The sequence below is a fragment of the Streptomyces tatrensis genome (assembly GCF_049310065.1).
Lineage (GTDB): Bacteria > Actinomycetota > Actinomycetes > Streptomycetales > Streptomycetaceae > Streptomyces.
Genome location: NZ_JBMDLB010000011.1, coordinates 1,709,632 through 1,727,387, shown reverse-complemented (window position 1 = coordinate 1,727,387; position 17,756 = coordinate 1,709,632). Strand labels below are relative to the sequence as shown.

The window sequence follows — 17,756 nt, the reverse complement described above, 5'->3', positions numbered from 1 at the left end:
CGTAGGGCCTCCGCTTCCAGTGTGGAACAGCCCTGCCCGTCGAAGCATCAGAACGACATGTGCCGCCACTTCTCGTGGACGGTGACCCGCGAGAGCCGCCAGCCGGACCGGGCGGTACGGGTCACGGCGAAGGTGTAGCGGCCCGCGGCGACGAAGTTGGGCGCGGTGACGGCGGGGCCTCCCTCGTCGGGCTCCTCCCCGGCCAGCCGCATGGGATTGAGGAAGTCGGCCCGGACCTCGGCCGTGTCACCGGGGGAGCCGCCCTGGTCCGCGATCCGGATCAGCCGGTTGACGATGAGGTGCTGGCGCACCGGGAACAGCTTCATCGTCTCCGCGAGCCAGTCCGCGACCTCCCCGGCCGGGCCCTCGATCCCGCCGGCCGAGGCGTAGTCGGCCCGCCCGCCCGGGGCGAACAGGGCGCGGTAGGCATCCCAGTCGCCGTCGTCCACGGCGATGGCGTACCCCGTGACCAGCTCGTCGATCGCCAGTCGGTCCATCACGCCCGCAAGGTCCACACGCTGCGTCATCGGGTCAGTGTGCGGGCGCGGGCCGCGGAGGCCAAGGGGCGTGCGCGGCCCGGATCTTCCGGCCCCGGGTCAGTGACCGGAACGCGCCTCCCGGGGACGGACCACCACGAGGTACGCGTCGCTGGCCAGATCCATCACCACCTCCGCGGGCACGCCCTCGCGCATCCGCTGCGCCGCGTACTCCTCGGCCGGCCAACTCCCCCTCGGACTTCCGGCCGGAAACCGCTCCAGAACCACTCGACCCATGGGACACCCCCTGCTGTTCGTCTTCAGGTCTCTCCCTCCACAACGACGCGGAGGCCGCCCGGGAACGTTCCCGGGCGGCCTCCGATTCACGCGAAGCGGTGAGCGGGCGCCGTACTAGCCGGCCGACTCGCCGGCGTGGGGGCTGAGGACACCCATGCCGATCAGGATGAACAGCAGGATGCCGAGCAGGACCCGGTAGATCACGAACGGCATGAAGCTCTTGCTGGAGATGAACTTCATGAACCAGGCGATGACCGCGTAGCCGACGAGGAAGGCGACGACCGTGGCGAAGATCGTCTGGGGCCACTCGATGTGCCCCGGCTTCTCCATCACGTCCTTGATCTCGAACAGGCCCGAGGCCAGCACGGCCGGGATGGCGAGGAGGAAGGAGTAGCGGGCCGCCGCCTCACGGGTGAAGCCCAGCAGCAGACCGCCGGAGAGAGTGGCACCCGACCGGGACACACCCGGGATCAGGGCCATCGCCTGGCAGAGACCGAAGATCAGACCGTCCTTGACGCCCAGTTCCTTCAGGGTCTTGCGCTCGCGGACGACCCGGTGCCGGCCGCCCTCCTCGTCGCGCGCCGCCAGCCGGTCGGCGAAGCCGAGCACGAGGCCCATCACGATGAGGGTGGTGGCGATCAGTCGCAGATCGCGGAACGGGCCCTCGATCTGGTCCTTGAAGGCGAGGCCGAGGACACCGATCGGGATCGAGCCGACGATCACCAGCCAGCCCATCTTGGCTTCCTGCTCGGACCGCAGCGCCTTCGTGTACAGCGAGCGGAACCAGGTGGAGATGATCTTCGCGATGTCCTTGCGGAAGTAGATCAGTACGGCGGCTTCGGTGCCGATCTGCGTGATGGCGGTGAAGGCCGCTCCCGGATCGTGCCAGCCGGCGAACGCCGCGGTCAGCCGCAGGTGGGCGCTGGAGGAGATCGGGAGGAACTCCGTAAGTCCTTGGACGAGACCGAGGATGAGGGATTCGATCCAGTTCATGTCGGGGTGCGCTCGTCCTTGTGATCGTTGGGCAGTTCGGGTCCGATGCTAGGGCCCGTGGGGTGCCGCCGTGACCACAGGGGGGTGTACGGCCGTCAGTTCCCGCGCCGGCACGGGCCGCTCGGGCCTGCGTACGGGCGCCAGCCGGTGCCGCTTGCGCCAGGCGACGACCGACGCACCCACCGCGGAGAGGGCGATGAAGCCGAACGAGGCGAGGAACGCGGGGGAGGTCGGGGAGGAGGCGCTGGCCCCCGCGATCACGTACGCGGCGGTGTTCGGGACCACACCGATCGCGGTGGCGAGCAGGAAGGGGAGCCAGCCGCAGCGGGACAGCGCGGCGGCGTAGTTGGCCATCGCGAAGGGCAGACCGGGGAAGATCCGGACCGCCAGCATCGAGCGGAAACCGTGCCGGGCCAGCTGGTCGTCGGCCGCCTGCAGCCAGCGGCCGCGGATCAGCGGACGCAGGGCGTCGCGCCCCATCATCCGGCCGAGGCCGAAGGCGATCCCGGCACCGATGACCGAGCCGCCGACCGCCGCGACCAGGCCGAACTGGGAGCCGAAGAGGGCCCCGGAGGCCAGGTTCAGCAGGGGGCGCGGCACCAGGGCGGCCGTGCACACCCCGTACGCCGCGGCGAAGAGCAGGACCGCGGTGCCCACCGGGAGCCCCGGGGGCCAGCCCTCCGCGAGCAGCCGCTGGGGCTCGTACAGCACGACGCAGACGCCGGCCGCGAGGAGCAGCACGACGAGCAGCGAGAGCCGGGTCCACGGCGCGAGGAGGAGGGACATTCCGGGAGACTAACCGACCCCCCTGTACGAGCGCCGTAATCTGGGCCTCATGCAGCCGAACGACCGGAGGCCTCCGCGGGCCGCGCACAGCGACCTCGCCGAGCTGTTGGTGACACGGCTCACGCAGTCCTACGGCGCCGCCGCCGACGCCGGGCGGGCGGGGCCCATGGCCGCGTACATGAAGGACGTCGCGCCCTTCCTCGGGCTCCCCACCCCGCTGCGCCGCGAGCTGTCGCGGGGCGTGACCAAGGGCACCCCGAAACCGTCCGAAGCGGACTGCGCGGCCCTCGCACTGCGCTGCTGGGAGCTTCCGGAGCGTGAGTACCGGTACTTCGCAGTCGACTACCTGCGCCGGCACGTCTCCCGCTGCTCCTCCGGCTTCCTGCCCGTGGTCCGGCATCTGATCGTGACCGTCCCCTGGTGGGACACCGTCGACCTGCTCGCCGCGCACACTGTCGGCCCGCTCGTGGCGGCGGACCCGGCGCTCGCCGCCGTCATGGACGAGTGGATCGAGGACGAGGACCTGTGGGTGGCCCGCACCGCCCTGCTCCACCAGCTTCGGTACAAGTCCGCGACCGACACCGAGCGGCTCTTCGCGTACTGCCGCCGCCAGAGCGGCCACCCCGACTTCTTCGTCCGCAAGGCCATCGGCTGGTGCCTGCGCGAGTACGCCAAGACGGACCCCGGCGCCGTACGCGCCTTCGTCGCCGCCGAGCGGCAGTCGCTGTCCCCGCTCTCGGTGCGCGAGGCGCTCAAGAACATCGGCGAAGTCCGGCCCGCCGCCGAGTAATTCACTGGCCCCGCAGGCCACGGTCCGGCAGGATCGACCGCATGTCCAGGCACGCCTTCCCCGCAGCGCCGTCCGCAGTCGCGGACGCGCCGAAGGCTGCCGTCCCCGCGGAACTCACCGCAGGCGCACCCGCATTCGGCGGCGCACGAAGCTGACCCTTCCCGGAACGTCCGGCGGACCCCGCAGGGGGAGGGTCGGTTCGCTCAGGGGGTCCCGTATTTCCAGCTTCGGATCCACACGGGAAGACATCATGGCCAAGACGGCCTTCGTGCGCACCAAGCCGCACCTCAACATCGGCACCATGGGTCACGTCGACCACGGCAAGACGACGCTGACCGCCGCCATCACCAAGGTCCTCGCCGAGCGCGGCGGCGCCTCCTTCGTGCCGTTCGACCGGATCGACCGGGCCCCCGAGGAGGCCCGGCGCGGCATCACCATCAACCTCACGCACGTCGAGTACGAGACAGACACCCGCCACTACGCCCACGTGGACATGCCCGGTCACGCGGACTACGTCAAGAACATGGTCACGGGCGCGGCCCAGCTCGACGGGGCGATCCTCGTCGTCTCCGCCCTCGACGGGGTCATGCCGCAGACCGCCGAGCACGTGCTCCTCGCCCGGCAGGTCGGCGTGGACCACATCGTCGTCGCGCTGAACAAGGCCGACGCCGGGGACCCCGAGCTCACCGACCTCGTCGAGCTCGAGGTCCGCGAGCTGCTCACCGCGAACGGCTACGGCGGGGACGGTGCCCCGGTCGTACGGGTCTCCGGGCTCGGGGCGCTCGACGGCGACCCGCGCTGGACCGCGTCGATCGAGGCCCTGCTCGACGCCGTGGACACGTACGTGCCCATGCCCGTGCGGTACACCGACGCGCCCTTCCTGATGCCGGTCGAGAACGTCCTGACCATCACCGGGCGCGGCACCGTCGTCACCGGCGCCGTCGAGCGGGGCACCGTGACCATGGGCGACCGCGTCGCGCTGCTCGGCGGCGACGGCGCGGCCGTGGAGTCCGTGGTCACCGGGCTGGAGACCTTCGGGAAGCCGATGGACCGTGCCGAGGCCGGGGACAACGTCGCGCTGCTGCTGCGCGGGGTGCCGCGCGACGCGGTGCGCCGCGGCGACGTGGTGGCCGCGCCCGGCAGCGTCGTACCGAGGCGCCGCTTCACGGCGCGGGTGTACGTGCTGTCCGCCCGCGAGGGCGGCCGCACCACGCCCGTGGCGACCGGCTACCGGCCCCAGTTCTACATCCGCACCGCCGACGTGGTGGGCAACGTGGACCTGGGAGAGGCGGGCCTTGCCCGGCCGGGGGACACGGTCACCATGACCGTGGAGCTCGGGCGGGACGTCCCGCTGGAGAGCGGGCTCGGCTTCGCGATCCGCGAGGGCGGGCGCACCGTCGGGGCCGGGACGGTCACCGAGGTCGGGTAGCGGCCGGGCAGGACCCGCTGTGGTGGCGGTGGTCGGCTTGCGCCAGACTGCCGTCACCACTGGCATGCGGGGAGGGAGCGGTTCATGGGCGAGGGCAGCAGCGGCGGCGGGGAGAGCAAGGGCACGGCCCTGGTGCTCGGCGGCGGCGGGCTGACCGGCGTCGGCTGGGAGGCCGGGATGCTCTACGGGCTCGCCCGCGCGGGCGTCGACCTCACCGGAGCCGACCTCGTCGTCGGGACCTCGGCCGGCTCGGTCGTCGGCGCGCAGCTCACCTCCGGACTGCTCACCCCGCGGGAACTGTACGAGCGCCAGCTCGGCGGCGCCGGCGGGGAGCTGCCCGCGAAGCTGGGGGCCTCCCTGATCGGGCGGTACGCCGTCGCGATGGTGCGCTCCCGCGACGCGAAGTCCTACCGGCGCCGGATCGGCGCCTTCGCGCTCGCCGCCGACACGGGGCCGGAGGCGGTGCGCCGCAAGGTGCTGGAAGCCCGGCTGGTGTCGCACGACTGGCCCGAGCGGCGCCTCGTCGTCGCGGCGGTGGACGCGCTGACCGGCGAGCTCGCCGCCTTCGAGCGGGGGAGTGAGGCCGGTCTGGTCGACGCCGTCTCGGCGAGCTGCGCCGTACCCGGGGTGTGGCCGCCCGTGACGGTCGCGGGGCGGCGGTTCGTCGACGGCGGGATCCGCTCCGCGACCAACGCCGACCTGGCCTCCGGCTACGCGCGCGTGGTGATCCTCGCGCCGATGGCCACGGGCGCCGGGCTGATCCCCTCGCCCGCGGCGCAGGCCGCACGGCTGCGGGAGGCGGGGGCGAAGGTACTGCTGATCACCCCGTCGCCGCAGGCCCGCAAGGTCTTCGGGCGCAACGTACTGGACCCCGCGCGCCGCGATCCCGCCGCGCGGGCGGGGCTGGAGCAGGCCGCGGAGCACGTGGAGCAGGCGCGCGAGGTGTGGGCGGCTGCGGGGGCCTGACAATGGTCCGGTGAGTGACGAACAGATCCCGGTGATCCGGGACGTGGCCCAGGGCACCGCCAAACTGATGCCGGACATCGACCGGGAGCGGGCCTGGCTGCTCACCGTGGACGGGGCGCCGCAGTCGTACGTGGACCTCGACGACCCGGAGCACCTGGAGTTCGAGTACGTACGCCGCCTCGCGCACGTCCTGGACTGCGTGGGTGAGCCGGGGGCCGCGCTGGACCTGCTGCACCTGGGCGGCGGCGCGCTGACCCTGCCGCGGTACGCGGCGGCGGGCCGGCCGGGGTCGCGCCAGGACGTGGTCGAGTTCGACGCCGGGCTCGTCGCGCTGGTCGGGGAGTTCCTGCCGGTGGCGCCCGGGAGCGGGATCGCGGTGCACGTCGCCGACGCGCGGGCCTGGCTGGCCGGGGCGCCGGACGCGAGCGCGGACGTGGTGGTGGGAGACGTCTTCGGGGGATCCCGGGTGCCCGCTTCGCTGGCCTCGGTGGAGTACGCGCGCGAGGTGGCCCGGGTGCTGCGGCCCGGCGGGGTGTACGTGGCGAACCTCGCGGACGGGGCGCCGTTCGCGTTCCTGCGGGGGCAGCTCGCGAACTTCGGGGCGGTCTTCGGGGAGTTGGCGCTGATCGCGGAGCCGGGGGTGCTGCGCGGGCGGCGCTTCGGGAACGCGGTGCTGCTGGCTTCGGAGCGGGAGCTGCCGGTGGCGGAGCTTTCGCGGGTGTGCGCGGGGGACGCGTTTCCGGCGCGGGTGGAGGTGGGGGCGGCCCTCGCGCGGCTGATGCGGGGGGCTCTGCCGGTGGCCGATGCCGATGCGGTGGCTTCGCCCGAGCCGCCGGAGGGGGCGTTCAGCCTCGGCTGAGGGGGGCTTGCCGGTCGGTCCGTTGCGCGGGCCCCCTGTCCCCTACCCGCCCTTCCACCGTTCCCCGGGCTGCGCCCGGACCCCTCGGGGCTCCGCCCCGGGCGCCGCGCCTCACACGCCGGCGGGGCTGGATTTGGCGGCGCTCGGTTCGCCGTGGGCGTGGGCGGCGGGCGGTTTGCGGGTCATGCGGCGGACGTCCGGGACCAGGAGGACCGCTGCCGTCACCAGGACCACCAGGGCCGCGCAGCCCCAGAGGGCCGAGGTGCGGCCGACCGCGGTTTCGACCGGGCCGGCCACCGCCATGGCCAGCGGGAGCATCGAGAGCGAGCCGAACCAGTCGTAGGAGGAGACGCGCGAGAACATCTCCTCGGGGATCTCCTGGTGCATCGTCGTCATCCAGCTCACGCCGAACACCTCGATGGCGGCGCCGCTCACGAACATCACCGCGCACAGGCCCCACACGGGGAGCGGCACCGCCAGCCCCGCGGAGGGGAGCGCCAGCGGGAACACGCACAGGGTGCCGGCCAGGAGCAGGCGGCGAGGCTTCCAGACCATCATCAGGACGGCCCCGCCGATGGTGCCGAGGCCGAAGAAGGCCAGGGCCACGCCCCACGGAGCCGCCCCTCCCAGCTGCTCCATCGCGACCAGGGGCCCGTAGACCGCTTCGGCGGTGCCGACGACGGCCACGACGACGGAGAACTGGAGCACGATGCTCCACAGCCAGGGACGGCTCCTGAACTCCACCCAGCCCTCGCGCAGATCGGACAGCAGGCCGCCGCCGGGAGCGCGTTCGGCGGTGTGGCCGACGTCGAGGAAGGCGCGCAGGGCTCCGGCCGCGGCGAAAGCGGCCGCGTCCACGGCGAGCACCCAGCCGGGGCCCAGGAAGGCGACCATGGCCCCGCCGAGCGCGGCTCCGCCGACGGTGGCGCCGTTCATCGCCATCCGGAAGAGGGCGAAGGCGCGGTTGGCCTGCGGACCGGAGACGGTGGCCATGAGCATGCCCTCGGCGGCCGGGTTGAAGAAGGCCGTACCGGTGCCGCACAGCGCCGTGAGCAGCATCATCTGCCACAGCTTCGGTTCGCCGGTCAGGACGAGGAAGGCGAAGGCGGCCTGCGAGAGGCAGTTGAGGGTGTTGGCCGCGACCATGACGTGGTGGCGGGGGATCCGGTCGGCGACCGCTCCGCCGATGAGGAGGAAGAGGACGAGCGGCAGCGTACGGGCGGCGGCCACCAGGCCGAGGTCGCCGGCGGTGCCGCCTGACTGGCCGACCGCGAAGGCGGTCGCGATGAGCGCCCCGTGGCTCCCGAGGTTCGTGATGACCGCGGCACCCGTCAGCAGGGTGTAGTTGCGGCCGGCCCACTCGGGCCTCCGGCGCGCGGAGGACGGACGGCCGGTACCGGGGGAGGGGGAGGGGCGAGAGCTCACCCCCGGACTATCCCCGTCCCGGGCCGGGAATCCAAACGGATATCCGGCCCGGGAGGCGGGGAGCGGGAGATCAGCCCGCGTTGAGGCGGACGCTGCTCAGGATCTTCTCGTAGGTTTCCTTACTCACTTCGTCCTGGACGCCCGCGGCGCCGTAGAGGACCCAGGTGGAGAGGTCACCGTTGGCGGTCGTGAAGCTGAAGGCGACGGACTTGCCGTCCGAGGAGCACTTGTTCTCCTTGGGCAGGCCGCTGACGGTCGCGGTCGCCATGTGCCCCTTGAGCCCGGAGGTGGTCGTGTACTCCTTTGCCGGGGCGACCTTGGTGGTGCCCTTCGGCGCCTTCTGCGCGTACGCGGCGAAGACCCAGTTGCCGGCCTCGTTGTACGCGGCTTCGGCGGTGCTCTTCGCGCCCTGGCCGCCCTTGGTGCCGGTGGCGGCCAGCGAGGTCGAATCCTCCTTGCCGTCCTTGTCGGCGTCGACCATGCACCACTCCTCCTTGAGGATGGCGGGCGCCCCCATCATGACGATGGCCGTGCCATCACTCTTGGACTCGTCGCCGAAGCCGATGGACAGGCTCGAGGACTGGACGTCCCAGTCCGGCGGGACGTCGAAGGCGGTGCCGTACTTCGGGTTGACGACGACCTTCCAGCCGGGGATCACCGGCTGGACGTCGCCGCCGCCGCGCGGGTTGGCGCTCGGGCTCGCCGGGGGGGCCGCGGCGGAGGAGGCCGGGGCGGAGGGGGAGGCGCTCGGCTTGCCGTCCGCCTGGTTGGCCCCCTTGTCGTCCCGCGTCAGGACGAACGCACCGGTGGCGGCGGCCGCCACGATGACGGCCGAGGCCGCGACGATGGCCACGGTCCGGGTCGCGAACGGGCTCCCGCCGCGCGGGGGCTGGGGCGGCGGGGTGCCGCCCCACTGGGGTACGGGAACGGTCGGGGGCTGCTGGCCCCAGGCCTGGGGAGCGGGGGGCTGCTGCGGGTACCCGTAGCCGGGCTGCTGCTGCTCCCCGTACGCCGCCGTCGGCGGTTGCTGCTGGTACGGGTTCGGCGTTCCCGGCTGCTGCTGGTACGGGTTCTGATGCGCGTCCTGGGGGTTGGGTTCTCCCCCGGGCGGCTGCTGCTGTCCTGGCCACATGGCCGGTAACGATAGTGGGAGTGCGGGCGGGGAGCCACGGCCGCCCCCGGACGGGTATGGCCAAGGCCTACTACTCGCGGGTAACATCGCGTTCCATGAGCGCTGAAACGATGAACGTGGGCGAACTGCTCGCCGCGACCGTGCCGATGGCCAAGACCCTGAAGCTCCAGTTCCTGGAGACCACCCCCGAGCGTGCCGTCGTCCGGCTCCCGGACCAGCCCGAGTTCCACAACCACCTCGGAGGCCCGCACGCCGGCGCCATGTTCACCCTCGCCGAGTCCGCGAGCGGCGCGATCGTCCTGGCCGCCTTCGGCGACCAGCTCTCGCGCGCGGTCCCCCTCGCGGTGAGCGCGGAGATCGGCTACAAGAAGCTCGCCAAGGGCGTCGTGACGGCCACCGCCACCCTCGGCCGCCCGGCCGCCGAGGTCGTCGCCGAACTCGACGCGGGCGGCCGCCCCGAGTTCCCCGTCACCATCGCCATCCAGCGCGAGGACGAGGCCGTGACCGGCGAGATGACCGTCGTCTGGACGCTGCGCCCCAACGCCTGACCCCGCTGGTGCGGTGACCGGGAAGGTTCGCCGGGTCGCGACGCCCGGCGCGGCACGCCGCCGCGTTGTCGGACCACGGGAGTGCGCCGGTACGAGCCGTGGCCTTCCGCCTTGCGATGCACCGCACCGGACGCCGCGACCCGGCAGGCCTTCCCGGCCAAAGCACTAGAGTCCCTCCTCCGACGACGGATGGAGGGGGTCCCGTGCCGGGCCGAGCCAAGATCAGCATCAGCCTCGACGCCGAGCTCGTGGTGGAGGTGATGGTCCTCGCGGGGATCGGATCGCCCCAGGACGCGGTGGAGGCCGTCGTACGGGACTACGTCGAGCGCGGGCACCGCACCGAGGCGCGGGTCCAGCTCCAGGACGAGCCCCGGCGCGAGTCCCACCCCGGCGGGCAGCCGCCGCAGGGCTGAGCACGGGCGCCTGCCGGCCTCGTGCGGGAGTCTCCGCCGGGTTGAGCATGGGCGTCGGCCGGCCGCGTGGGGGAGTCTCCGCTGGGCTGAACACCGGCGCCTGTCGGCCTCGTGCGGGTGTCTCCGCTGGGCTGAGCACGGGCGTCCGCCGGGCTGAACACCGGCGCCTGCCGGCCTCGTGCGGGAGCCGCCGCAGGGCTGAACATCGGCCTCGTGGTGGCGCGCCTGAAGCGGGCCCGCGTGGCGGTCGGCGCACAGTGGGCGGCGGGAGCGGTCCGGCGCGGGCCGCTCCCGCCACCTGACGCCGATGCCCACGCCGCAGGGAGCGCCCATGAGCGAGGCCGTGTCCAGACGCCGTGCGATGCGCCTCCTCGGGGCGATGGGCGCCCTCGGTGCCGCCCTCGGCGCGGCCGGCTGCGTACCGGCGCCGCCGCCCGGCGCGCAGCCCCGTAAGGCCTCCGGCTCCGCGGCGTCCCCCACCGCCGCGCCCGTGGCCGGCCGCACCGCCCGGATCGACGCCCTGCTGGAGCGGCTCACCCTCGAGGAGAAGACCGTCCTGCTGCACGGCGGCCCGGACCCGGACCCGCTCGGCCAGGCCGGCTACGTGCCCGGCATCCCGCGCCTGGGCATCCCGGCGCTCCGCCTCGCCGACGGTCCGGCCGGGGTCCGCGTCGCCAGGCCCGCCACCGCGCTGCCCGCGCCCGTACTCCTCGCCTCCGCCTTCGATCCGGCGCTCGCCCGCGCCTACGGCCGGGTCCTCGGCCGCGAGGGCCGCGCGCTCGGCGTCGACGTACTCCTCTCGCCGATGGCCAACCTCATCCGCACCCCGTACGCCGGGCGGAACTTCGAGACGTTCTCCGAGGACCCGAAGCTGACGGCCGACCTCGTCGCCGAGGTCGTCCGGGGCATCCAGGACGAGGGCCTCATCGCCACCGTCAAGCACTTCGCGCTCAACAACCAGGAGAAGGGCCGCGACACCGTCGACGTGATCGCCGCCGAACAGACCCTCCACGAGACGGAGCTACGGGGCTTCGAAGCGGCCGTGGCCGCCGGGGCCGGCGCCGTGATGGGCGCCTACAACAAGGTCAACGGGGTCTACGCCTGCGAGAGCAAGCCCCTCCTCGACGAACTGCTCCGCGGGCGCTGGGGGTTCGACGGCTGGGTGATGTCGGACTGGAACGCCACCCACAGCACCGTCGCCTCGATCGGCGCCGGCCTCGACATGGAGATGCCCGGGGGGACGCACTACGGCGCCCCGCTCCGGGAGGCGGTGCGCGGCGGCTCCGTCCACGAGGGCGCCGTGGACCTCGCCGTACGCCGGATCCTGACCACCCTCGACCGCTTCGGACTGCTCGCCGGGCACCCCGCCGCCCGACCCGCCCGGGACGCCGCCGCCGGAGCCGCGACGGCACGGCAGATCGCCACCGCCGGCGCGGTCCTGCTGCACAACGAGCGGGCCACCCTGCCGCTGACGGGCCCCGCCGCCCGCTCCATCGCCGTGATCGGCCCCACCGGGCGGACCCCCTTCGTCGGCGGCGGAGGCAGTGCCCACGTGGTGCCGGACCGGGCCGCCGCCCCCCTCGACGAGATCCGGCGCCGGGCCGGGAGCGGCTCGACGGTGGCCTACGCGCTCGGCGAGGACCTCTACGGGCGCCCGCTGCCGGCGAAGCTCCTGACGCCCGACGCGGGCCTCGACGACCGGTCGGTGGCCGCCGGGCGCACCTGGGGCTTCGAAGGGACCTTCCGGCTCGCCGCCGACGACGAGTGGACCCTGCTCGTCCACTACACCGGGAAGCGGCCGTCCGTCCGCCTCGACGGGGAGGAGCTCTTCCCCGTACGGCAGGGCGTGGCCGAGCAGTTCGCCGGCGGACTGCTCGCGGCCGCGCCCGACGGCCGCACCGTGCGCCGCCGCGCCCTCGCGCTCAAGGCGGGCGAACACCGGCTCGCCGTCTTCGCCGAGGGCGGGCCCAAGGGGCAGCGGCTGCGGCTGCGGCACACCACGAAGGCGACCCGGGCCGCAGACCTCGCCGAAGCCGTCAAGGCGGCCAAGGCGGCCCACAGCGTGGTGCTGTTCGCCTACGAGGACGCCACCGAGGGCAGCGACCGCACCTCCCTGGGCCTCCCCGGCGGCCAGGCGGCCCTGATCGAGGCGGTCGCCGCCGTCAACCCGCGCACCACGGTGGTGCTCAACACCTCCTCCGGTACGACCATGCCGTGGCTCCCGCGTACCGGAGCGGTCCTCCAGATGTACTACCCGGGCCAGGAGGGCGCGGCCGCCACCGCCGACGTGCTCTTCGGCGACGCGGACCCGGGCGGCCGCCTCACCCAGACCTTCCCGGCCGACGAGCGGGCGACCCCGGTCGGCGCGGACCTGATGCGCTACCCGGGGGTGGGCGGGCGGCAGGAGTACACCGAGGGGGTGCACGTGGGCCACCGCTGGTACGACCAGCAGCGGGTGGCTCCGCTGTTCGCCTTCGGGCACGGGCTCTCGTACACGACCTGGGCGTACGAGAAGCTGGCCGTCCGGCCGGGCGGCGCGCACGGGAAGCGGAGCGGGCTGCGCGTGGAGTTCACCGTCCGCAACACCGGACGCCGCACGGGCACCGAGGTGGCCCAGGTCTACGTAGGGCCGTCCCCGGACCTGAAACTGGACCAGCCGGTCCGGGCGCTGGCCGGGTACCGGCGCCTGACCCTCGAGCCGGGAGAGGCCCGGCGGATCGTCCTGGACATCGACGCGCGCACGCTGTCGTCGTGGGATCCGCAGCGGGACGCGTGGGTCGTGGGGACGGGGCGGCGCGAGGTGTTCGCGGGGCGTTCCTCGCGCGAACTGCCGCTGCGGGCAAAGGCTGTGGTGGCGACCGGATAGGCTGCCCGTTCGGCCCGCCACAGGGGGCGGACCGGGGTGGAGAACTTAAGGGGACGTACCGGTGCACATCCAGGAATGGCTGGAGACGATTCCGGCGGTCAGCATCTACCTCCTGGTGGGGCTCGTCATCGGACTGGAAAGCCTCGGCATTCCGCTGCCGGGCGAGATCGTCCTGGTCAGCTCGGCGCTGCTGGCCTCGCAGCAGGGGCACATCGACCCCGTGGTGCTCGGCATCTGCGCGACCACCGGGGCGATCGTGGGCGACTCGATCGGCTACGCGATCGGACGCCGGGGCGGGAAGCCGATGCTGGAGCGGCTGGGCCGGCGCTTCCCCAAGCACTTCGGGCCGGACCAGGTGGCCATGGCGGAGCGCTCTTTCGACAAGTGGGGCATGTGGGCCGTCTTCTTCGGACGGTTCGTGGCCCTGCTGCGGATCTTCGCGGGGCCGCTGGCGGGGGTCCTGCACATGCCCTATTGGCGGTTCCTCGTCGCGAACGTCCTCGGCGGGATCCTGTGGGCGGGCGGCACGACGGCCGTCATCTACTCGATCGGCATCGTCGCCGAGCCGTGGCTGAAGGGGTTCTCGTGGGTGGCCCTCGCCCTGGCCCTCGTCTGCGGGCTCGCCATGACCGTGGTGGTGCGCGGACGGATGAAGAAGGCGGCCGCGACGGTGCGGGCCGAGGCCGGTACGGACACGGCCGCCGACGCGGTCCCGGCGCAGACCTCGGCCGCTCCGACCGTGCTCACCGACTGAGAGGGCCCGGCCCCCGCCCGGCCCGAGGGCGGGCGGGGGACTTCGGCGCCCGGCCCGTTACGCGCCCGGGGTCACCGAGGCGCGGTGCTGACCGGCCAGTTCGGTGTACATGAGGGCGTTGACCTTGAGGCCCTCGCGCTCCTCCGCGGTCAGTGGGCGCCGCACCTTCGCCGGGACGCCCGCGACCAGGGAACCGGGTGGGACGATCATGCCCTGCGGGACCAGCGCCTGGGCGGCCACCAGCGAGCCGGCGCCGATCACCGCGCCGTTGAGGACCGTCGCGCCCATCCCGATCAGGCAGTCGTCCTCGACCGTGCAGCCGTGCACGACGGCGTTGTGGCCGATGGACACGCGCTCGCCGATGGAGACCGGGAACCCGGGGTCCACGTGCACGGTGCAGTTGTCCTGCACGTTGCTGTCGGCGCCGAGCGTGATCGGACCGCAGTCCGCGCGGAGCACCGCCGAGTACCAGATGCTCGACCCCGCGCCGAGGGTCACGTCACCGACCACGACGGAGGTGGGAGCGGTGAACGCCGTCGGATCGATCACGGGGTTCTTCCCGCCGACACCCGCCACGAGTGCCTGGGCCGCCTGCTGCGTCATGTGTTCTCTTCCTCTTCCGGTACGTCGTGTCGCGCTACCGGCACCGTAGGCCACGCCGTCCGCGGCCCCGGGGATGGGGTGAAGATCACGGCGCGGCCCGGGCTCCCGGCGCGCTACGGTGACCCGGTGGCGAAGAACCAGAACACGTTCTCTTCTCTGACGGCGATCCCCTCCCTCACGGGCCTGCGCCGCCGGCTCGCCGGGCGCGCGGTCCACGCGGGCTGGCGCTGGATGCAGCGGGCCGGCGCGGTCACCGCCCAGACCCCCGGAGGGCTGCGCTTCGGCGCGATCGGGCACGCCACCCGGCTCGCCTTCCCGCAGGGCACGGTCTTCGGCGCGCCCTGGATCCGCCTCGGTGACCACTGCATCATCGGGGAACAGGTCACGCTCACCGCCGGGATGATGCCGGACCTCGACCTCGGCGCCGAACCGGTCCTGGTCCTCGGCAACGGCGTGGTCATCGGCCGGGACAGCCACGTCATCGCCGACACCCGGATCACCATCGGCGACGACACCTTCTGCGGTCCCGGGGTCTACATCACCTCCACCAACCACAGCTACGACGACCCGCACGAGCCCATCGGCAAGCAGTGGCCGCGCAGCGCCCCCGTGGAGATCGGACCGGGCTGCTGGCTGGGGACCGGCGCGGTGATCCTGCCCGGGGCCCGGCTGGGCCGCAACGTCGTGGTGGCGGCGGGGGCCGTCGTACGGGGTGACGTGCCGGACCACGCCGTGGTGGCGGGGGCGCCGGCGCGGATCGTCCGCCGCTGGGACCCCGAGACGGGCTGGCAGCCACCGCTGCGCACCCCGGCGCCGGTCCCGATCCCCGACGGGGTCACCCCGGAGCAGCTGCGCGCACTGGGCGCACTGGCGGACATGACGGAGCCGGAGTGAGGCCGTGGGTCAGGGGCAGGTCTCCTCGAGCTTGACCGTGTCGAACACGATCTTCGTGCTGGTGGCGGCCTTCGTGCCGGCGGCGGGTGCCTGCGAGCAGACCTTCCAGTTCCGGTCGAGGACCTGCATGCGGCTCTGGCCGAGGGCGTCCGTGGAGCCGAGGAAGAAGAACCCCGCTGCCTGCGCATTGTCCTGGGCGGTCTGCAGGACCTGACCGACGCCGTTGGGGACGGCTGCCTCGGCGGGCGCCGGTGCGGGGGCCGCCGGCGGAGTGGTGGCCGGCGCGGCGGGCTTGCTGCTCACGGGAGCGGGTGCGGGTGTGGCTGCGACGGTGGTGGCTGCGGCGGACGGCGGGGAGACGGGCTTGGCGTCGGGCGTGGGCTCGCTGGTGAGGGCATCGGAACAGCCGGTGAGGGCCAGAAGGCCTGCGGCGGCGAGGGCGACGGCGGTGCCGTGTGTGCGCATCGCGCCACTCTGTCCGGGGCGCGGGGGCTGTGTGGTGGCTGTGACCGGTCTGTGACGCACGGGGATGCGAGGGCGCCCGAGACGGCCTAGCTGTATTGATCACGAGCGTTGTTAACAGGGCCGGGTCTTGATCATGGCGAAGACCTCCGGTGTGGTGGAGGTGTCTAGGCTCCACACCACGTACGGAGGTCTTCGTGTCCCACCGTAATGCCCGGCTGACCGTTCACGGCAGGCGGATCCTGGTCGAACGTGTCCTGGCCGGGCGGCCGGTCGCGCATGTCGCCGCCGAGATGGGCATATCCAGGCCCACGGCCCACAAATGGGTCCGCCGCTGGCGAACTGAGGGCCAAGCTGGACTCCACGACCGTTCCAGCCGCCCGCACACGACACCGCACCGCACTCGCCCCGCGGTCGAAGCCCGGGTCTGTGACCTGCGCAGAACCCGCAAGCTCGGCCCTGCCCGGATCGGCCCGATCCTGGGCCTGCCCGCCTCGACCGTCCACCGGATCCTGACCCGTCACGGCCTGGGCCGCCTGGCCTGGCTGGACCGGCCCACCGGCCAGCCGATCCGCCGCTACGAACGCGACCGGCCCGGCGAACTCGTCCACGTCGACATCAAGAAGCTCGGCAACATCCCCGACGGCGGCGGCTGGCGCGTGGTGGGCCGAACCGCAGGCGACCGAAACCGGCAGGCCACCACCGACCAGCGCAGAAGCAGCACGCCAGTGATCGGCTACTCCTACATCCACTCCGCCGTCGACGACCACTCCCGTCTCGCCTACAGCGAAGTCCTGGCCAACGAACGACAGGAAACCGCAGCCGGTTTCTGGCAACGGGCAAACGCCTTCTTCGCCGCCCACGGCATCACCGTCGAACGCGTCCTGACCGACAACGGCTCCTGCTACAAGTCCAAGCTCTTCACCCAGACCCTCACCGAGGCCGGCATCACCCACAAACGGACCCGGCCCTACCGGCCACAGACCAACGGCAAGGTCGAGCGCTTCAACCGGACGCTCGTCGAGGAGTGGGCCTACCTGCGGCCCTACACCTCGAATCATGAACGGACCGAAGCCCTGGCAGACTTCCTCCACAACTACAACCACCACCGCTGCCACACCGCACTCGCCGGCAAACCACCCATCAACCGAGTGAACAACCCTGCGGGTCAATACACCTAGCCCGTCGCGAGGAGGACCGTGCCTGCCAGGGCCAGGCCCGCGCCCGCCGCCTGGACGGGGCGCAGGCGTTCTTTGAGGACGGCGAACGCGGCCAGGGCGGTGATCACCGGGTAGAGGGAGGAGAGCACGGCGGCGGTGGTGACCGGGCCGTGCTGGGCGGCGATCGAGTAGGTGCCGTTCGCCGCGACGTCCGCGAGTCCGACGAAGGCGAGCGCCGGCAGCAGCCCCCACAGGATCCGCAGGCCGCCCGTACCCGCCGGGAGGGCCGGGACGCCGCGCCGGGTCCGCACCCACAGGGCCGTGCCGCCGACGGCCACGTTCGTGACGCGCTGGACGAACAGGGCGAGGAACAGGCCGGGCACGGTGGAGGAGGCGGGGGCGATCAGGGCCATCACCGCGCCGAAGCCGAAGGCCGCGACGAGGGTGAGGATCACGGCCTGCCGCTGTACGGGAGCACCGCGCAGCTCGGGGCCGCCCGCGAGGACGATGCCCACGACGGCCACCGCGATCCCCGCGAGCTGGGCGGCGCCGGGCCGCTCGCCCAGGAGCAGCCCCGCGCCCATCGGCACCACCACGCCGAGGGAGCCGAGCGGGGAGACCACGCCCATCGGGCCGAGGGCGAGCGCCTTGTAGAAGCTGAGCATCGCGACCGGCCCCACCAGCCCCGCCCCCACCGCGAACCAGAGCTGCGGTCCGGCCTCCCGCCAGGCGCCGGTGCCCAGGACCACCGCGCCGAGCACGAGGACGGCGAGGACCTGGGAGGCCACGACCACCGTGAGGGCAGGTATCCGGCGGGTCAGCAGCCCGCCGCCGAAGTCGGCGAGGCCCCACAGGACGGCGGTGGCCAGGGCGAACAGGGCGGTCATGACGGGCCTCGCAGTA

Annotated in this window: 19 protein-coding genes; 10 read left to right on the top strand and 9 right to left on the bottom strand. The window is 73.3% G+C overall.

Annotated features, from left to right (window positions below; genetic code table 11):
- Positions 1-47: 47 nt before the first annotated feature.
- From ACODT5_RS23500 to ACODT5_RS23485, 4 genes are all read right to left on the bottom strand, one after another.
- A complete protein-coding gene (locus tag ACODT5_RS23500) occupies positions 48-527 on the bottom strand; it encodes a nuclear transport factor 2 family protein (protein ID WP_385376034.1) in 480 nt (159 codons plus the stop codon).
- A gap of 69 nt (positions 528-596) precedes the next feature.
- Positions 597-773, bottom strand: a complete 177-nt coding sequence (locus ACODT5_RS23495) for a hypothetical protein (RefSeq protein WP_243339660.1) — start codon at positions 771-773, stop codon at positions 597-599.
- Positions 774-887: 114 nt separating this feature from the next.
- Positions 888-1,766, bottom strand: a complete 879-nt coding sequence (locus ACODT5_RS23490; protein ID WP_422521272.1) for an undecaprenyl-diphosphate phosphatase — start codon at positions 1,764-1,766, stop codon at positions 888-890.
- Positions 1,767-1,814: 48 nt separating this feature from the next.
- On the bottom strand, positions 1,815-2,552 hold the full coding sequence (locus tag ACODT5_RS23485) for a TVP38/TMEM64 family protein (protein WP_422521271.1): 738 nt from the start codon (positions 2,550-2,552) through the stop codon (positions 1,815-1,817).
- Between the two features lie 49 nt (positions 2,553-2,601).
- On the opposite strand from ACODT5_RS23485, the gene ACODT5_RS23480 reads away from it, so the two are divergent.
- From ACODT5_RS23480 to ACODT5_RS23465, 4 genes are all read left to right on the top strand, one after another.
- Entirely contained in the window at positions 2,602-3,342 is a 741-nt protein-coding gene (locus ACODT5_RS23480) for a DNA alkylation repair protein (RefSeq protein ID WP_422521270.1), read from the top strand.
- 250 nt (positions 3,343-3,592) lie between these two features.
- The gene (gene tuf / locus ACODT5_RS23475; RefSeq protein ID WP_422521269.1) at positions 3,593-4,771 is read left to right on the top strand and encodes an elongation factor Tu; all 1,179 of its coding nucleotides are present in this window, start codon (positions 3,593-3,595) and stop codon (positions 4,769-4,771) included.
- Between the two features lie 84 nt (positions 4,772-4,855).
- Entirely contained in the window at positions 4,856-5,737 is an 882-nt protein-coding gene (locus tag ACODT5_RS23470; RefSeq protein ID WP_422521268.1) for a patatin-like phospholipase family protein, read from the top strand.
- A 67-nt stretch (positions 5,738-5,804) separates the two neighbouring features.
- On the top strand, positions 5,805-6,596 hold the full coding sequence (locus ACODT5_RS23465) for a spermidine synthase (protein ID WP_422525010.1): 792 nt from the start codon (positions 5,805-5,807) through the stop codon (positions 6,594-6,596).
- Between the two features lie 111 nt (positions 6,597-6,707).
- Here ACODT5_RS23465 and ACODT5_RS23460 read toward each other — a convergent pair whose 3' ends face one another.
- Together ACODT5_RS23460 and ACODT5_RS23455 are read right to left on the bottom strand one after the other, a co-directional pair.
- Positions 6,708-8,021 carry an MFS transporter gene (locus tag ACODT5_RS23460; protein ID WP_422521267.1) on the bottom strand — a complete coding sequence of 438 codons (1,314 nt, stop codon included), beginning with the start codon at positions 8,019-8,021 and terminating at the stop codon, positions 6,708-6,710.
- A gap of 70 nt (positions 8,022-8,091) precedes the next feature.
- A complete protein-coding gene (locus tag ACODT5_RS23455) occupies positions 8,092-9,153 on the bottom strand; it encodes a DUF8017 domain-containing protein (protein WP_422521266.1) in 1,062 nt (353 codons plus the stop codon).
- A 95-nt stretch (positions 9,154-9,248) separates the two neighbouring features.
- Here ACODT5_RS23455 and ACODT5_RS23450 point away from each other — a divergent pair, with 95 nt between their 5' ends.
- The 4 genes from ACODT5_RS23450 (at position 9,249) to ACODT5_RS23435 (ending at position 13,734) form a co-directional block, all read left to right on the top strand.
- On the top strand, positions 9,249-9,701 hold the full coding sequence (locus ACODT5_RS23450; protein ID WP_422521265.1) for a DUF4442 domain-containing protein: 453 nt from the start codon (positions 9,249-9,251) through the stop codon (positions 9,699-9,701).
- A 260-nt stretch (positions 9,702-9,961) separates the two neighbouring features.
- Positions 9,962-10,114: a DUF2191 domain-containing protein gene (locus tag ACODT5_RS23445; RefSeq protein WP_422525009.1), complete on the top strand. Its 153-nt coding sequence runs from the start codon at positions 9,962-9,964 to the stop codon at positions 10,112-10,114.
- Between the two features lie 331 nt (positions 10,115-10,445).
- The gene (locus tag ACODT5_RS23440; RefSeq protein WP_422521264.1) at positions 10,446-12,980 is read left to right on the top strand and encodes a glycoside hydrolase family 3 protein; all 2,535 of its coding nucleotides are present in this window, start codon (positions 10,446-10,448) and stop codon (positions 12,978-12,980) included.
- Positions 12,981-13,041: 61 nt separating this feature from the next.
- The gene (locus ACODT5_RS23435; protein ID WP_422521263.1) at positions 13,042-13,734 is read left to right on the top strand and encodes a DedA family protein; all 693 of its coding nucleotides are present in this window, start codon (positions 13,042-13,044) and stop codon (positions 13,732-13,734) included.
- Positions 13,735-13,791: 57 nt separating this feature from the next.
- Here ACODT5_RS23435 and ACODT5_RS23430 read toward each other — a convergent pair whose 3' ends face one another.
- Entirely contained in the window at positions 13,792-14,337 is a 546-nt protein-coding gene (locus tag ACODT5_RS23430; protein ID WP_422521262.1) for a gamma carbonic anhydrase family protein, read from the bottom strand.
- A gap of 126 nt (positions 14,338-14,463) precedes the next feature.
- On the opposite strand from ACODT5_RS23430, the gene ACODT5_RS23425 reads away from it, so the two are divergent.
- The gene (locus ACODT5_RS23425; RefSeq protein WP_422521261.1) at positions 14,464-15,231 is read left to right on the top strand and encodes an acyltransferase; all 768 of its coding nucleotides are present in this window, start codon (positions 14,464-14,466) and stop codon (positions 15,229-15,231) included.
- Positions 15,232-15,240: 9 nt separating this feature from the next.
- Here ACODT5_RS23425 and ACODT5_RS23420 read toward each other — a convergent pair whose 3' ends face one another.
- Positions 15,241-15,696 carry a hypothetical protein gene (locus ACODT5_RS23420; RefSeq protein WP_422521260.1) on the bottom strand — a complete coding sequence of 152 codons (456 nt, stop codon included), beginning with the start codon at positions 15,694-15,696 and terminating at the stop codon, positions 15,241-15,243.
- Between the two features lie 194 nt (positions 15,697-15,890).
- On the opposite strand from ACODT5_RS23420, the gene ACODT5_RS23415 reads away from it, so the two are divergent.
- Positions 15,891-16,874, top strand: a complete 984-nt coding sequence (locus ACODT5_RS23415) for an IS481 family transposase (RefSeq protein ID WP_422518729.1) — start codon at positions 15,891-15,893, stop codon at positions 16,872-16,874.
- On the opposite strand, the gene ACODT5_RS23410 is transcribed toward ACODT5_RS23415, so the two are convergent.
- Positions 16,871-17,740, bottom strand: a complete 870-nt coding sequence (locus tag ACODT5_RS23410; RefSeq protein WP_422521259.1) for an EamA family transporter — start codon at positions 17,738-17,740, stop codon at positions 16,871-16,873. The genes ACODT5_RS23415 and ACODT5_RS23410 overlap by 4 nt on opposite strands.
- Between the last annotated feature and the right edge of the window lie 16 nt (positions 17,741-17,756).

Coding starts and splice junctions, on each gene's coding strand:
- ACODT5_RS23500 (WP_385376034.1), bottom strand. CDS start 527: ATGACGCAGCGTGTGGACCTTGCGGGCGTGATGGACCGACTGGCGATC.
- ACODT5_RS23495 (WP_243339660.1), bottom strand. CDS start 773: ATGGGTCGAGTGGTTCTGGAGCGGTTTCCGGCCGGAAGTCCGAGGGGG.
- ACODT5_RS23490 (WP_422521272.1), bottom strand. CDS start 1,766: ATGAACTGGATCGAATCCCTCATCCTCGGTCTCGTCCAAGGACTTACG.
- ACODT5_RS23485 (WP_422521271.1), bottom strand. CDS start 2,552: ATGTCCCTCCTCCTCGCGCCGTGGACCCGGCTCTCGCTGCTCGTCGTG.
- ACODT5_RS23480 (WP_422521270.1), top strand. CDS start 2,602: ATGCAGCCGAACGACCGGAGGCCTCCGCGGGCCGCGCACAGCGACCTC.
- tuf (WP_422521269.1), top strand. CDS start 3,593: ATGGCCAAGACGGCCTTCGTGCGCACCAAGCCGCACCTCAACATCGGC.
- ACODT5_RS23470 (WP_422521268.1), top strand. CDS start 4,856: ATGGGCGAGGGCAGCAGCGGCGGCGGGGAGAGCAAGGGCACGGCCCTG.
- ACODT5_RS23465 (WP_422525010.1), top strand. CDS start 5,805: ATGCCGGACATCGACCGGGAGCGGGCCTGGCTGCTCACCGTGGACGGG.
- ACODT5_RS23455 (WP_422521266.1), bottom strand. CDS start 9,153: ATGTGGCCAGGACAGCAGCAGCCGCCCGGGGGAGAACCCAACCCCCAG.
- ACODT5_RS23450 (WP_422521265.1), top strand. CDS start 9,249: ATGAGCGCTGAAACGATGAACGTGGGCGAACTGCTCGCCGCGACCGTG.
- ACODT5_RS23445 (WP_422525009.1), top strand. CDS start 9,962: ATGGTCCTCGCGGGGATCGGATCGCCCCAGGACGCGGTGGAGGCCGTC.
- ACODT5_RS23440 (WP_422521264.1), top strand. CDS start 10,446: ATGAGCGAGGCCGTGTCCAGACGCCGTGCGATGCGCCTCCTCGGGGCG.
- ACODT5_RS23430 (WP_422521262.1), bottom strand. CDS start 14,337: ATGACGCAGCAGGCGGCCCAGGCACTCGTGGCGGGTGTCGGCGGGAAG.
- ACODT5_RS23420 (WP_422521260.1), bottom strand. CDS start 15,696: ATGCGCACACACGGCACCGCCGTCGCCCTCGCCGCCGCAGGCCTTCTG.
- ACODT5_RS23410 (WP_422521259.1), bottom strand. CDS start 17,740: ATGACCGCCCTGTTCGCCCTGGCCACCGCCGTCCTGTGGGGCCTCGCC.